The sequence below is a fragment of the Bradyrhizobium diazoefficiens USDA 110 genome (assembly GCF_000011365.1).
In the GTDB taxonomy this organism is placed as follows: Bacteria; Pseudomonadota; Alphaproteobacteria; order Rhizobiales; family Xanthobacteraceae; genus Bradyrhizobium; species Bradyrhizobium diazoefficiens.
Genome location: NC_004463.1, coordinates 5,083,306 through 5,096,805 on the forward strand (window position 1 = coordinate 5,083,306; position 13,500 = coordinate 5,096,805).

Here is a 13,500-nt window from a genome sequence, read left to right on the forward strand (position 1 = left end):
CCAGTCAAGCGAAGTGACGCCGTGAACCAGCAAGCCGTATCGCCGACGCTCGACACGCTGTTCCAGCGCACGCTGATGCGGCAGCCGCACGCGACCGCCCTGCTCGACCCCCTCAACAAGGCGCGCGTGACCGGGCACCAGCCGCGGCGGCTGAGCTATGCCGAGGCCGATACCGCCATCGAGGCGCTGTCGGCCTATTTCGTCGAATCGGGCCTGCCGGCCAATTCCGTCATCGCAATCCAGCTGCCGAACACGGTCGAGTTCGTGCTGACGGTGCTCGCCGCCCATCGCGCCGGTCTCGTCGTCGCCGTGCTGCCGCTGCTCTGGCGCCACGCGGAACTGACCGCTGCGCTCAACCGCACCGCCGCGCGCGCCATCGTCACCATGAGCAGGGTCGACGGCGTCAGCTATTCCGACCTCGCGATGCACGCTGCGGCGGAGGCGTTCTCGATCCGCCATGTCTGCGGCTTCGGCACCGACCTGCCCGAAGGCATGGCCTCGCTCGACGAGGTCCTGGCCCGCCCGCCCGGCACCACGCGCGCCGTGATCCAGGACGGCCGCAAGGCGGCGATGATCTCCTTCGACGTCACGGCGGAAGGCTTTCGCCCGGTGCCGCGGCCGCATTTCAGCCTGATCGCCGGGGGCCTTGCGATGTCGCTGGAGGCCGACATCAAGCAGGGCGCGACCGTGATGGCGGCGTTCACGCCGATGTCGTTCGCCGGCCTCGCCTCCTCGCTCGCAGTGTGGCTGCTCTCGGGCGGCGCGCTGGCGCTGCATCATCCGTTCGAGAACGACGTGCTGGAGCAGCAGATCAACGAGCATGAATGCGAGGTGCTGATCGCGCCCGCGCAGCTCGCGCTGCGGCTCGGCGATTCCGACCTGGCGGCGCGGATGCCTACCTTACGCAACGTTATCGGCCTGTGGCGCGCGCCGGAACAGGTGGCGGCAAGCGATGCCTGGATCGCGCCGCATGCGCCGCTGACCGACGTCTATCTGTTCGGCGAGGCCGGATTGTTTGGCGCCCGCCGCGGCGAGGACGGCATGCCTGTTGCGGTAATGCCGGGGCCGCACGGCGCCCCGCGCGAACAGTCCGGCTCCTCCATCGCCGGCGAGATCCTGCTGACGCCGAAGGGCACGCTCGGCCTCCGCGGGGCGATGGTGCCGATCGCGGCCTATGCCCCGCCGCAGCCGGTCGGCGAGACGCTGATCGCGCAGCCGCCGCGCGACTATGTCGACACCGGCTATGCGGCGCGGCTCGACCGTCCGAGCGGTGCGATCTGCATCACCGCGCCGCCCTCGGGCATCATGGCCGTCGGCGGCTACCGCTTCCTCTCCAACGACCTCCAGGAATGGGCGCGCCGGCTCGGCCAGGGCGCCCTGCTCACCGCGCTGCCCGACCGCCTTTCCGGTCATCGGCTGGCGGGCCGGGCCCAGGACAATGCCCGCGCCCGCGAGGCGCTCAACGAGCTTGGGCTTAACCCCCTGATGGTTGAGGCTTTTCGCGACCGCTCCGGGGCGGCCTAGGCGCACTTTCGACCCATTCGTTGACGCTGCATTAAGGCGGCCAAACTAGATTGCGCAGCATCTGTCGCGTGATCAGAGTTTGCTATGTCCCAGGCGGGCCCGATCCTTTTTGTGTCCAATGCCGAGCGCCCCGCCTTCGTTGCGGCGCTGGACGAGGCCCGTCTCTTCCCCGTGGTCGACACCGACTGGGCCAGCGCGGTGCGCGCGGTCGAGCAGGTGCAGCCGGCCGCGGTTCTCGCCGCAATGAACAGCGGATATGAGCCGTATCTGGCGCTGCTCGCCAGGAAGATCGCTGACCAATCGCCTTACCTGCCCTTCGTGGCCCTGGACGCGGCGGGCACGCTGCCCCACAACGCCCTGCCCTTCTCCTCGCGCGGCAATTCCGACCGCCTGAGCGCGCGGCTGCGCGCCGCGCAGCGCGTGCGCACCCTTCATGCCACCGTGCTGCGCCGGCTGCCGGAGGCGAAGGTCGCGCTGCCGGAGAGCGACCCGTCGCGCGATGCCACCGTGCTCCTGATCGGCCGCGGCGCAGCCTATCCCGCACTCTCCGTCGCGCTCGGTGAGCGCGTCGGTGTCATCGGCGCGCTCTCGATCGAGGCCGCGGCCAAGCATCTCAACACTCGCGATATCGATGGCGTGGTGCTCGCGGAAGGTTTTACCGCGCGCGTCACCGACGCCTTCCTCACGGTGCTCGCCGAAGACACCCGCTTCCGCAGCCTGCCCGTGGTCGTCACCGCACACCAGCTCGTGCAGACCTACGACCTGCCTAATCTCGAGCTTATTCCGGGCGAGCCGGCGAAGGTCGCCGCCAACGCGCTGCCGCTGATCCGCCAGCACGCGATGGAAGCGCAACTGAGCCGCACGCTGCGCTCGATCGACGCCGGCGGCTGGCTCGATCCGCGCAGCGGCCTGCTCACGACGGAAGCCTTTGCCCGCGATTTCTCCAGGGCGGTCGAGCAGACGCTAGCCCGCGGCGGCGGCCTGTCGGTGGCGCGCTTCGCCTTCGATCCCTCAAATCCCCGCGCACAACTGGATGCTGCGCGCATCCTGAGCCGCCTGATGCGGCAGATGGATTTCGGCGCGGCGCAGAAGGACGGCTCGGTCATCGTCGTGTTCGCCGAGACCGACTTCCGCACCGCCCACATGATCGCCCGCCGTCTCTCCGCGGTGATGCGGCACACCTCCAACGGCAAGCACGAGATGCGCAGCGATCCGGTGGTCAGCGTGGACTCGCTGTCGTCGTCGGATACGGCCAGGTCGTTGCTGGCGCGGCTGTCCGCCGACGCCTCGCGCGCGGCGTCGTAGTCATTCGCCAGCGTTCAATAATCCAATACGCGTCTTGATGTCCGCCGTCGGGCCTCGGACGCTCACGTCATCATGAGCTTGATCTGGCCGTCCTCAACGGCTCCCATCGCGAGAGCGTCGCGAGCCATCTTTTCGACGGCCGGCCAATTCGCGAGAAGGTATTTTTGCGCCTGCGCCTTGGTTGGGAGCGTGGTCTGCAGAATACAGGTCTGCCGCGCGTTCCCGTTCGCGATCTGAAAGGACACGGCTTGGGGCCCTTCTTTGAGCTCTTGCTCGGTGGGCTTGGGAAACTTGCGCATGCGGCTCCTTCTCGGGGCTCAGCGAACGGGTGCGGTGACCCCGGACGCTTGATCGGCGCGGGCCATCCCGGCCGCGATCTTCCTGGCTTTCGCCAGGCGATTCGACTCGCGGCCGGGCTGCGTGTTGCGGACTGCCTCAGTCAGCATCTCGCGAAGCTCAGCCTTCGTCTTGGGTGGTTGCCGTGGACTCGACTTCTGCCAATTGGTCATACCCCTATATGGGGATGCTCGCGCTAAATGCCACTCTTCGCGTTCGTGTTGGCCGATAGAGCGGGCGTGGCCAGGAGAAAACCGACAGAATCGTGCAGGAGTTCGTAGGCGCGGTCGACGATATCGTCGAGGGATATGGTCTTGGCGAACATGCGTTGCGCCTCAGCCAGCAACTGCTCGCGGGTCGGCATGCTGGACAGGCGCAAGTCGGCACGGTGCTGCAGCAGACTGAGCGCGTCCCGGACCGATAATTCAGTCTCGTGGATCGACGTTCTGATCGCGAGCGCGATGTGCTCGGGATCAAAGCGAGCGGCGAGCTGCTCGGCCGCTTGCTTGACCACGCGCGATCCCAAACGATGCTCATTGCGCAGAACCTGCCTGGGCGGCAACTTCAGATCCCAGACGATCCCGAGCCAGGACAAGGCGACCAGGGCATAGTAGGTTAGATCGACCTCATACCAGTAGAAGCCCTGCCGGGCGCTGGCCTGGTAGGCGTGATGGTTGTTGTGCCACCCCTCGCCCATCGTCAGCAGGGCGAGCAGCCAGTTGTTGCGGGAATCGTCGCCGGTCACATACCGCCTGCGTCCGTGAACATGTGCGAGGGAGTTGATGCAGAATGTCGCGTGATACAGAACCACGGTGCTCCACATAAATCCGACCACGAGCCCCGACCACCCGGCAATCAGGAAGCACAGACCCGCGAGCACGACCGCCGGCAACAGCTCCAGCCGGTGCAGCCACATCAACTCGGGATACGACGCCAGATCCGATACCTTCACGAGGTCGGTCGCATCGTGCTGCCGGTAAAAGATCCAGCCGAGATGACTGTACACGAAGCCCTTGTGCCGGGGTGAATGGACATCTTGCGCCGTATCCGAGTGAAGATGATGATGGCGGTGCTTGGCAGCCCACCAAAGCACGCTTTTCTGGGCGCTGCTCTGGGCAAGGAAGGCAAGGATGAACTGGAACGCCCGGCTTGTGGCGTAAGCCCGATGCGAGAAGTACCGGTGATATCCGGCAGTGATGCCGAACATGCGCAGCCAATACAGGGCAACGCAGATTGCAACGGCTTGCCACGAGACGCCCGACCAGATCGCCGCGAGGCATCCCGCGTGGATCAATACAAACGGCAGGACCTGCGGATACATGACGTCGTCGTGTTCCTGATCGGAGTCCTGGCCTGAATCGATATTGATAGACACGCTCGCGACCTCAGCTGTTTCGATGGGCGGGCCGACCCGCAACCGATGCAAAAAAACCCGCGGCCGGTAAACCAGTCGCGGGTCGAGAGAACCAGAAGCTCTGCCAGTACATCCGTGGTCAAAGCAACATAGTACCGATTGCGGTAGCCTAGACGGCGCGCAGATTTTCCGCAGCAGACTTGCCGGTCCGGCGGTCCGCGACGATTTCGAAGGAAACCTTCTGGCCCTCGTTGAGGGTGCTCATGCCGGCGCGTTCAACTGCGCTGATATGAACGAAAACATCCTGGCCGCCCTGGTCCGGCTGAATGAAGCCGAAACCCTTTTGGCCGTTAAACCACTTCACAGTTCCCGTATTCATGGGGTCGTCCTTTAACATAGATAAGTCTTTGGAACCGCGCTCAAGAGCACAGTTAGCGAATTCGAGATCTGGAGGGAGGGTCGTCAGTCAGGCACGCTTATCAGCGGCGAGGCCAAGTCGTTCGGCCGAAACTCGATGTCTTGAGTATGGCTATTGTTCGGGCATTCCGCAAGGGGCCATATGTCGCTGTTTTCGGACCCATATGTCCGGTTGGCGGCCTCCGGGTTCGCTGTATTCACCGCATGATGAACCCGCCGTCGACCGAGATGGACTGTCCGGTCACATAGCTGGCGGCGTCGCTGCAGAGCCATAACACCGCGCTCGCAATTTCCTCGGGACGGCCGACCCGTCCCATCGGCACGCTCTTCTCCAAGGCCCTGAGCGCATCGCCCTGGCCTGCGGCAACCATCTGGTCGGCCATCGGTGTCCAGATCAGCCCGGGGCAGATGGCGTTGATACGGACGCCGCGTGCCGCATATTCGAGCGCCGCGCTCTTGGTGAAACCAAGGACGCCGTGCTTGGCGGCGTGATAGATACCGCGCTCGGCGCCTCCCACAAGTCCCCCGAGAGACGAGCAATTGACGATCGCACCGCTGCCCTGCTTGCGCATCTGTTGCAGCTCGAATTTCATGCAGCTCCATTCACCGCGGAGATTGATCCCCATGACGCGGTCGTAGTCCTCACGGGTCGTGTCGGCGGTCTCCGCGAGAACATTCTGGACGCCCGCATTGTTGTAGGCGGCATCGAGCCTGCCGAAGACGGAAACGGTCTGCGCCACCATGGCCTCGACCTGCGCGTCATTGGAGACATCGCAGCGGATGGCGACGGCCTTGTGCCCCCGGGTGACCAGCTCGCCTGCCGCGGCCCTCACCGCGTCCTCGTTCCAGTCCGCCAGTGCAACGGACGCCCCGGATTCCGCGAAAGCCTTTGCCGTGGCGAGGCCCAGCCCGGACGCGGCACCGGTCACCAGCGCAACCTGTCCCTCGAATGAAATGTTCATGGATATCTCTCCTGTCGATCTGTCGGGTCGTCGTACGTGCCGTCAGCGCTGCGTACGTGCAGCTTCCGCCTGCGGGTAACGGTCGCCTGTGATGGTGATCTGCGCGACCGCGGCGTCGATGTGCCTGATATCGTCGGGTGTCAGCGCGACCGCGGCCGCAGCGATGTTTTCGTCGAGACGGCCGAGCTTGGTCGTGCCGGGGATCGGGACGATCCACGGCTTCTGCGCCAGCAGCCAGGCCAATGCGATCTGCGCCGGCGTGGCACGTTTCCGGGCACCGATCTGAGCCAGCAGGTCGACGACCGGCCGGTTCGCCTTGCGGGCCTCGGGCGTAAAGCGCGGCAGGCCGGCGCGGTTGTCATTGCCGCCGAAGCTGGTGGTCTCGTCGATCTTGCCGGTGAGGAAGCCCCTGCCCAGTGGACTGAAGGGGACGAAGCCGATCCCCAGCTCCTCGCAAGCCGGCAACACCTCCGTCTCGGGCTGACGCCACCAGAGGGAGTATTCGCTCTGGATCGCCGCGATCGGCTGGACCGCGTGCGCGCGGCGGATGGTAGCGGCGCCGGCCTCGCTGAGGCCGAAATGCCTGACCTTGCCCGCGGCGATCAGATCCTTCACCGCGCCGGCGACGTCCTCGATCGGGACGTTGGGATCGACGCGGTGCTGATAGTACAGGTCGATGGTCTCGATCCGCAGCCGCTTCAACGAGCCTTCGGCCGCCTGCCGGATCCGTTCGGGGCGGCTGTCCAGCCCGCCGGAACGCCGCGCGTCGGCGGGACCGAGATCGTGGCCGAACTTGGTCGCGATGACGATGTCTTTCCGGACCGGCTGCAGCGCCTCGCCCACCAACTCCTCGTTGGTGAACGGGCCGTAGACTTCGGCGGTGTCGAAGAAGGTGACACCGCGCTCCACCGCCGCCCGGACCAGCGCGATCATCTCGTGCCGTTCCGGCGCCGGGCCGCGATGATAGTTCAGGCCCATGCAGCCGAGGCCAATGGCCGAGACCGCGAGGCCGCTGTCGCCAAGCTTGCGCATCTGCATGTTCGGTCTCCTGGTCATGTCGCCAACCGAGGGCGCGACATCACTTGCGATACTGTTCGTCGCTGACCTTCTCCATCCAGTCGACATTCTTGCCGTTGAGCGATTCCGTGATGGCGATATGCGTCATCGCGGTTGTCGCGGTGGCGCCGTGCCAGTGTTTCTCGCCGGGCGGAAACCAGACGACGTCGCCGGGGCGGATTTCCTCGATCGGTCCCCCCTCGCTTTGCACCCAGCCCAGGCCGGACGTGACGATCAGGGTTTGGCCGAGCGGATGGGTGTGCCACATGGTTCGGGCACCGGGTTCGAAAGTTACTTGACCGCCGCTCAGACGTATCGGGTCACCCAACTGAAAGAGCGGATCGACACGGACCGTGCCGGAGAACCATGCTTCGGGGCCCTTGCCGGAGGGGCGTGAGCCGTTGCGTTTGATATCCATAGTTGCTTGCCTTCCCGTTGTCGGGCCAGTCTCGTCCGAGGCCCTCGCAAAGCCCGCGTGCGACGATGCCAGCATGGCCAATCCGGCAGCGCCTGACAGCATGCTCCGTCGCGTCAGCGCGCTCGGGGCGTCCGCAGCGCACCTCTCGCATTGCCGGAAGGGAATGTCCGATCGATCCATATGCCGAGCTCGCCTCACCTCGCGGGACTGCGCCATATCTAATGCGTGCGGCTATGCGGACTAGCCACTATGATCGGCATGGACTTATAAGGAGGATCGATAAATGCAGCGCGGAAATCTCGACGACCTCGCGGCCTTCCTGATCGTCGCCCGCGAAGGCAGCTTTACGAGAGCCGCCGCGAAGCTTGGCATTTCGCAGTCCGCGCTCAGCTACACCATCAAGGAGCTCGAGGCGCGGCTGAAACTGCGCCTGTTGACGCGCACCACGCGCAGCGTGTCGCCGACGGCCGCGGGTGAACGTCTGTTGCGCAACGTGGGGCCACGGATCGCGGAGATCGAGACCGAACTCGTCGCCTTGACCGAGCTCCGGGAAAAGCCCTCCGGTACCATTCGCATTACGGCGACCGAATATGCCACCGACGCCGTCCTTCTGCCGAAGCTAGCGAAGCTGTTACGCGAATATCCCGACATCAAGCTCGAGATCGTCAGCGACTACGGACTGACGGATATCGTCGCGCAACGTTTCGATGCCGGCGTGCGGGATGGCGAGCAAGTCGCGAGGGACATGATTGCTGTGCGAATCGGCCCCGACGCGCGCATGGCCGTCGTCGGCGCTCCGTCCTATTTCCGGAGCCGGTCGGAGCCGAAGAAGCCTTCGCAACTGGTCGAGCACAATTGCATCAATCTGCGCTTGCCGACCCATGGCGGATTGTACTCTTGGGAGTTCGAAAAGGGCTCTCGCGAGTTGAAGGTTCGGGTCGACGGCCAATTGGTCTTCAACACCACCACCCAGATGCTCCAGGCGGCGCTTGCGGGCCTGGGGCTGGCTTATCTGCCGGAGGGCCTGGTGCGGTCCCACATCAACAAGGGGCGCCTCAAGAGGGTGCTGGAGGACTGGTGCCCTCCCTATCCCGGCTACCACCTCTACTACCCGAGCCGGCGCCAGCCCTCAGCCGCCTTTGCACTCCTTGTCGAGGCGCTCCGCCACCGGGACTGAGATGTCACCTCGGCCAAGCGCCAATGGCGGTGAGATACGGCTAATGTGGCCGCTTCGCGAACACATCCTTCGCCACGGGCATTGCCGAAAACACGTTAGGCCAGCCGACATAGAACGCCAGTTGCGTGATGGCTTCCGAAGCCTCCGTCTGGGTCAGGCCGTTGTCCATCGCCCTGTTGAGGTGCGGCGTGAGCTGCGCCATCTGCCCGTTGGCGATCAACGCGCTGACAGTGACGAGACTGCGGTCCCTGGGCGCGAGGTCCGGACGCAGCCAAAGATCACGAAACAACACGTCGGTGGTGTACTGCACGACGCCCGGAAAGGACGCGCCGAACTGGTCCTGGACGAACGCAGCACGTTGCGCCTCGGCAGCCTCGTCGAGCGGCAACGGCGTCACCGAGACGACCGGAAGCTGCGCGGCGCCGATGTCGCGGGCGGCAAAGACGTCCTCGGCAACGGCGACGGCCGACATCGCATTGGCCCAGCCGGCGTAGAAGGCGAGATGAGTGATGATCTCCGAAATCTCGCGCGGCTTGACACCGTTATCGAGCGCAAGATTGAAATGATACGGCATCTCGATCGTCTGATTGCGCGCGATCAGCGCTGCCAATGTGACGATGCTGCGGTCGCGCGGCGCGAGGCCGGGCCGTTTCCAGACATCGCCGAGGAGACGGTTCTGCGTGTACGCCTCCAGTGCCGGGGCGACTTTCCGAACATCCTCATACGTTAGCACGGGGCTTGATCCGGTCATGGCGGCAGTCTCCTCCGTGCGGGCCAATGGCATGGCCGTCAGCGCAAGCAATGCGACGACCGCGGCTTGCGGTTTCATGATGGATTTCCTGTACACCGCAGTTGCTTCCCGGGCGCACGCGCGCCGGCGGGCGTGATCGCCCTTCGCAAGCTTGTTATAGGCGATGGTCCGCAGTGCGATTAGATGACGCAATTCGCATGGACTTATCGACCAGGCTTATGAATTGGTCCGTGCCCCGCGCCAAACTTGAATGATGGCCGGCCAGGAAAGAACTGGGTCCCGGCTCTGCGCTCCGCTTCGCTGCGCTTGTCCGGGACACGATGACCGCTAGGCCGCCTTCTTGGCCTGCGCGAGTTGTGCGAGCTGCCGCATGATCTCGGTGGTGCCGGCGAGCCGATCTTCCGGCGTTTCCCAGTCTTGCAGGAACACCACCTTCATGTCGGGCCGCACCTTCGCAGCCTGGCCGTGGCTGCGGATGAACGTCACCAGGCGATCGGGATAGGCGAACGAATTGTCGCGGAAGGCGATGACGGCGCCCTTCGGGCCGGCGTCGATCTTCTCGACATTGGCCCTGCGGCAGAACGCCTTGATCGCGGCGACCTTGAAGAGATAGCGCACCTCGTCGGGCAACACGCCAAAGCGGTCGCGCATCTCGGCGCCAAAATTCTCGATCTCCTCCTCGGTGTCGAGATCGGCCAGGCGCCGGTAGAGCGACAGACGGACCGAGAGATCGCTGACGTAATCCTCCGGGATGAGCACGGGCATGCCGATCGTGATCGACGGCGACCAGCGGTCGGCGGCGGGCTCGGAGACGCCGGCCTTGAGGTTGACGATCGCCTCCTCCAGCATCGACTGGTAGAGCTCGAAGCCGACCTCCTTGATGTGGCCGGACTGCTCCTCGCCGAGGAGATTGCCGGCGCCGCGGATGTCGAGGTCGTGCGAGGCGAGCTGGAAGCCCGCGCCCAGCGTCTCCAGCGATTGCAGCACGATGAGCCGGCGTTCGGCCTGCGTCGTGATCTTCTGCTGCGCCGGCAGCGTGAACAGCGCGTACGCCCGGAGCTTCGAGCGGCCGACGCGGCCGCGGAGCTGATAAAGCTGGGCAAGGCCGAACATGTCGGCGCGGTGCACGATCAGCGTGTTGGCGTTGGGAATGTCGAGGCCGGATTCGACGATCGTGGTCGACAGCAGAATGTCGAACTTGCCGTCGTAGAACGCGGTCATGATGTCCTCGATCACGGCGGGCGGCATCTGCCCGTGCGCGACCGCGACCTTCATCTCCGGCACGTTCTTGTCGAGGAAGTCCTTGACCTCGGCGAGGTCGTCGATGCGCGGCACCACGTAGAACGCCTGGCCGCCGCGATAGCGCTCGCGCAAGAGCGCCTCGCGGATCATCAAGGGATCGTGCGGGGCGACGAAGGTGCGCACCGCAAGGCGGTCCACCGGAGGCGAGGCAATGATCGAGAGCTCGCGGACGCCGGTGAGGGCGAGCTGGAGCGTGCGCGGGATCGGCGTTGCCGACAGCGTCAGCACGTGCACCTCGGAGCGAAGCGCCTTCAGCCGTTCCTTGTGAGTGACGCCAAAATGCTGCTCCTCGTCGACGATGACGAGGCCGAGATCGCGGAACTTGATCGCCTTGCCGAGCAGCGCGTGGGTGCCGACGACGATGTCGACGGAGCCGTCCGCAATGCCCTTCTTGACCTGGTTCAGCTCCTTGGTTGGGATCAGGCGCGAGGCCTGCGCCACGTTCACCGGAAAGCCCTTGAAACGCTCGGTGAAGGTTCTTGCGTGCTGGCGCGCCAGCAGCGTGGTCGGCACCACGACAGCGACCTGCTTGCCTTCGAGCGCCACGGCAAAGGCCGCGCGCAAGGCCACCTCGGTCTTGCCAAAGCCGACGTCGCCGCAGATCAACCGGTCCATGGGACGGCCGAGTTCGAGATCCTTCAGGGTCGATTCGATCGCCCCTAGCTGGTCCTCGGTTTCGTCATAGGGGAAGCGTGCACAGAACTCGTCATAGAGGCCCGGCTGCACCGGCAGCTTCGGCGCCTCGTGCAGATGGCGCGCGGCGGCGATCTTGATTAGCTCGTCCGCGATCTCGCGGATGCGGTTCTTGAGTTTCGCCTTGCGGGTCTGCCAGCCGCTGCCGCCAAGACGATCGAGCTCGACCGTGGTCTGGTCTGAGCCGTAGCGCGACAGCAGCTCGATGTTCTCGACGGGGAGGAACAGTTTCGTTTCGGCGGCATAGTGCAGCTCGAGACAATCATGCGGCGCGCCGGCGACGTCTAGCGTTTGCAGGCCGACGAACCGGCCGATGCCGTGATCAACGTGGACGACAATGTCGCCCGCGGCAAGGCTCGTCACCTCCGAGATGAAATTGTCGAGCTTGCGGCTCGCCCTGCGCGGCCGCACCAGGCGGTCGCCGAGAATGTCCTGCTCGCTGATGAGCGCAATCTCGTCGGTCTCGAAGCCGCTGTCGAGGCCGAGCACGGCGAGCATAGTCTCGTTGCGCGGGGTCGCCTGCACCGTGCGCCAGCTGTTGACGCTGGTGGTGTGGGCCAGCTTGTGGTCGCGCAGCATCGAGGTCATGCGGTCGCGCGAGCCTTCGCTCCACAGCGTGATCACGACCTTCTTGCGCTGCGCCTGCAAGGCCATCACGTGGCTGACCACGGATTCGAACACGTTGACGGTGGTGTCGTTGCGCTCCGGCGCGAAGTCGCGGCCCTTGCGCGCGCCGGCATCAACGACACCAGTGCCATCCGCCGGCACGGAGAATTGCGTCAGGCGCACCAGCGGGACGTCGCCGAGGCGCCTGGTCCACTCCTCTTCGGTGAAATACAGCCGGTCCGGCGGCAGTGGCTTGTAGATGGCGCCGCCGCCCGGATGCTCCATGGCCTCGCGGCGGGCCTGGTAATAGTCGAGGATCTGCTTGAAGCGCTCGCGGACGGCGTCCTCGGCCTGCGGCTCGATCGCGATCACTGCGCCTTGCAGATAGTCGAACAGCGTATCCATCCGGTCCTGGAACAGCGGCAGCCAGTGCTCCATACCGGGATGGCGGCGGCCTTCGCTGACGGCCTCGTACAGCGCATCGTCGCGCTCGGGCGCGCCGAACTCGGCGACATAGCCCATGCGGAAGCGGCGGATGGTGTCCGTGACGAGCTGGAATTCGGAGACGGGCACCAGATCGAGCGAGCGCATGTCGAGCAGCGTGCGCTGGGTCTCGGCGTCGAAGGAGCGGATCGATTCCAGGCTGTCGCCGAAGAAGTCGAAGCGAACCGGCTGGTCGAGGCCGGCCGGAAACAGGTCCAGAATGCCGCCGCGCACGGCGTATTCGCCGGGCTCGCGCACGGTCGACGAGCGGTTGTAGCCGTTGTGCTCGAGCCAGGCGATGATGGTGTCCATCGGCACGACATTGCCGGGGGCGACCGACAGCGCCTGCGCCGCGACGAGCTCGCGCGCGGGCACGCGCTGCACGATTGCGTTGACCGTGGTCAGCACGATCAACGGCTTGTCGCTGCCGGTCAGCGGCGCAAGCCGCGCCAGCGTGGTCAGGCGCTGGGCCAAAATGCCGCCATGCGGCGAGACGCGGTCATAGGGCTGGCAGTCCCAGGCCGGGAAGGTCAGCACCGGCAGATCGGGCGCGAAGAATTGCAGCGCGCGTTCGAGCTGCTGCATCCGCGCGCCGTCGCGGCAGACCACCGCAAGGCTGACGGCCGGCTTCTTCGGCCGCGCCGCGATGGCGCGCGCCAGATCCGAGATGACGAGGCCTTCGGCACCTTCAGCGACATTGGCAAGCGTTAGGGCGCGGCCGGGCGTGAGCAGCTCGGCCGGCGACTTCATCCCCTGCTTCATAAATCGCCGTCCGTAATCGGGAACGCCTTGATACGGGCAAATAGCGCGCCTGTGACATCGGCCGGCAGCACCTTGTCGCCGGTGATGGCGGCATAGAGGTCGGGATCGTTGACCTCGAGCAGGTGCTCGAGCTCGTCGAGCTCGGCATCGGACAGATTGCCGATCTCGGCGTCCGCGAAGCGGCCGAGGATCAGGTCCATCTCGCGCGTGCCGCGGTGCCAGCAGCGGAACAGCAGCCGCTTGCGGCGGTCGTCCAGCCCGTTGCTCGATCGTGTCGTTCCCGTCATGTCTCAATTCCAGTCAAACGCCGAAAGCCCGGACGTGCCGGGCGGGCGTGATATAGCTACTTGGGGG

General features: G+C 65.4%; 12 protein-coding genes. 3 read left to right on the forward strand and 9 right to left on the reverse strand.

The features are described from left to right. Window positions 1–21: 21 nt before the first annotated feature. Together BJA_RS22980 and BJA_RS22985 are read left to right on the forward strand one after the other, a co-directional pair. On the forward strand, window positions 22–1,524 hold the full coding sequence (locus tag BJA_RS22980) for a class I adenylate-forming enzyme family protein (RefSeq protein WP_011087362.1): 1,503 nt from the start codon (window positions 22–24) through the stop codon (window positions 1,522–1,524). 84 nt (window positions 1,525–1,608) lie between these two features. Continuing rightward, window positions 1,609–2,829: a hypothetical protein gene (locus BJA_RS22985; protein WP_011087363.1), complete on the forward strand. Its 1,221-nt coding sequence runs from the start codon at window positions 1,609–1,611 to the stop codon at window positions 2,827–2,829. Between the two features lie 62 nt (window positions 2,830–2,891). Here BJA_RS22985 and BJA_RS22990 read toward each other — a convergent pair whose 3' ends face one another. From BJA_RS22990 to BJA_RS23015, 6 genes are all read right to left on the reverse strand, one after another. Beyond that, entirely contained in the window at window positions 2,892–3,128 is a 237-nt protein-coding gene (locus BJA_RS22990; protein ID WP_011087364.1) for a hypothetical protein, read from the reverse strand. Between the two features lie 233 nt (window positions 3,129–3,361). Further along, window positions 3,362–4,486 (reverse strand): acyl-CoA desaturase, encoded by a 1,125-nt coding sequence (locus tag BJA_RS22995; protein WP_051000369.1) that lies wholly within the window; start codon window positions 4,484–4,486, stop codon window positions 3,362–3,364. Window positions 4,487–4,688: 202 nt separating this feature from the next. Beyond that, window positions 4,689–4,898, reverse strand: coding sequence for a cold-shock protein (locus BJA_RS23000; protein WP_028173969.1), 210 nt, complete (start codon window positions 4,896–4,898; stop codon window positions 4,689–4,691). A 235-nt stretch (window positions 4,899–5,133) separates the two neighbouring features. Beyond that, a complete protein-coding gene (locus tag BJA_RS23005) occupies window positions 5,134–5,898 on the reverse strand; it encodes an SDR family NAD(P)-dependent oxidoreductase (RefSeq protein ID WP_011087367.1) in 765 nt (254 codons plus the stop codon). 42 nt (window positions 5,899–5,940) lie between these two features. After that, on the reverse strand, window positions 5,941–6,936 hold the full coding sequence (locus BJA_RS23010) for an aldo/keto reductase (protein WP_038967414.1): 996 nt from the start codon (window positions 6,934–6,936) through the stop codon (window positions 5,941–5,943). Window positions 6,937–6,976: 40 nt separating this feature from the next. Then, a complete protein-coding gene (locus BJA_RS23015; RefSeq protein ID WP_038967413.1) occupies window positions 6,977–7,372 on the reverse strand; it encodes a (R)-mandelonitrile lyase in 396 nt (131 codons plus the stop codon). A gap of 283 nt (window positions 7,373–7,655) precedes the next feature. Between BJA_RS23015 and BJA_RS23020 the strand changes: the two genes are divergently transcribed. Continuing rightward, entirely contained in the window at window positions 7,656–8,549 is an 894-nt protein-coding gene (locus BJA_RS23020) for a LysR family transcriptional regulator (protein WP_011087370.1), read from the forward strand. Window positions 8,550–8,589: 40 nt separating this feature from the next. On the opposite strand, the gene BJA_RS23025 is transcribed toward BJA_RS23020, so the two are convergent. The 3 genes from BJA_RS23025 to BJA_RS23035 all read right to left on the reverse strand — a co-directional run bounded on the left by BJA_RS23025 (window position 8,590) and on the right by BJA_RS23035 (window position 13,433). Further along, a complete protein-coding gene (locus BJA_RS23025; protein WP_038967423.1) occupies window positions 8,590–9,378 on the reverse strand; it encodes a carboxymuconolactone decarboxylase family protein in 789 nt (262 codons plus the stop codon). A 249-nt stretch (window positions 9,379–9,627) separates the two neighbouring features. Beyond that, window positions 9,628–13,146 (reverse strand): transcription-repair coupling factor, encoded by a 3,519-nt coding sequence (gene mfd / locus BJA_RS23030; protein ID WP_011087372.1) that lies wholly within the window; start codon window positions 13,144–13,146, stop codon window positions 9,628–9,630. Continuing rightward, a complete protein-coding gene (locus BJA_RS23035) occupies window positions 13,143–13,433 on the reverse strand; it encodes a succinate dehydrogenase assembly factor 2 (protein ID WP_011087373.1) in 291 nt (96 codons plus the stop codon). The genes mfd and BJA_RS23035 overlap by 4 nt, the downstream gene beginning before the upstream one ends. Between the last annotated feature and the right edge of the window lie 67 nt (window positions 13,434–13,500).

Bases quoted from the DNA above. Each gene is read 5' to 3' on its own strand.
- BJA_RS22985 (WP_011087363.1), top strand. From the start codon at position 1,609: ATGTCCCAGGCGGGCCCGATCCTTTTTGTGTCCAATGCCGAGCGCCCC.
- BJA_RS22990 (WP_011087364.1), bottom strand. From the start codon at position 3,128: ATGCGCAAGTTTCCCAAGCCCACCGAGCAAGAGCTCAAAGAAGGGCCC.
- BJA_RS22995 (WP_051000369.1), bottom strand. From the start codon at position 4,486: ATGTATCCGCAGGTCCTGCCGTTTGTATTGATCCACGCGGGATGCCTC.
- BJA_RS23000 (WP_028173969.1), bottom strand. From the start codon at position 4,898: ATGAATACGGGAACTGTGAAGTGGTTTAACGGCCAAAAGGGTTTCGGC.
- BJA_RS23005 (WP_011087367.1), bottom strand. From the start codon at position 5,898: ATGAACATTTCATTCGAGGGACAGGTTGCGCTGGTGACCGGTGCCGCG.
- BJA_RS23010 (WP_038967414.1), bottom strand. From the start codon at position 6,936: ATGCAGATGCGCAAGCTTGGCGACAGCGGCCTCGCGGTCTCGGCCATT.
- BJA_RS23015 (WP_038967413.1), bottom strand. From the start codon at position 7,372: ATGGATATCAAACGCAACGGCTCACGCCCCTCCGGCAAGGGCCCCGAA.
- BJA_RS23020 (WP_011087370.1), top strand. From the start codon at position 7,656: ATGCAGCGCGGAAATCTCGACGACCTCGCGGCCTTCCTGATCGTCGCC.
- BJA_RS23025 (WP_038967423.1), bottom strand. From the start codon at position 9,378: ATGAAACCGCAAGCCGCGGTCGTCGCATTGCTTGCGCTGACGGCCATG.
- mfd (WP_011087372.1), bottom strand. From the start codon at position 13,146: ATGAAGCAGGGGATGAAGTCGCCGGCCGAGCTGCTCACGCCCGGCCGC.
- BJA_RS23035 (WP_011087373.1), bottom strand. From the start codon at position 13,433: ATGACGGGAACGACACGATCGAGCAACGGGCTGGACGACCGCCGCAAG.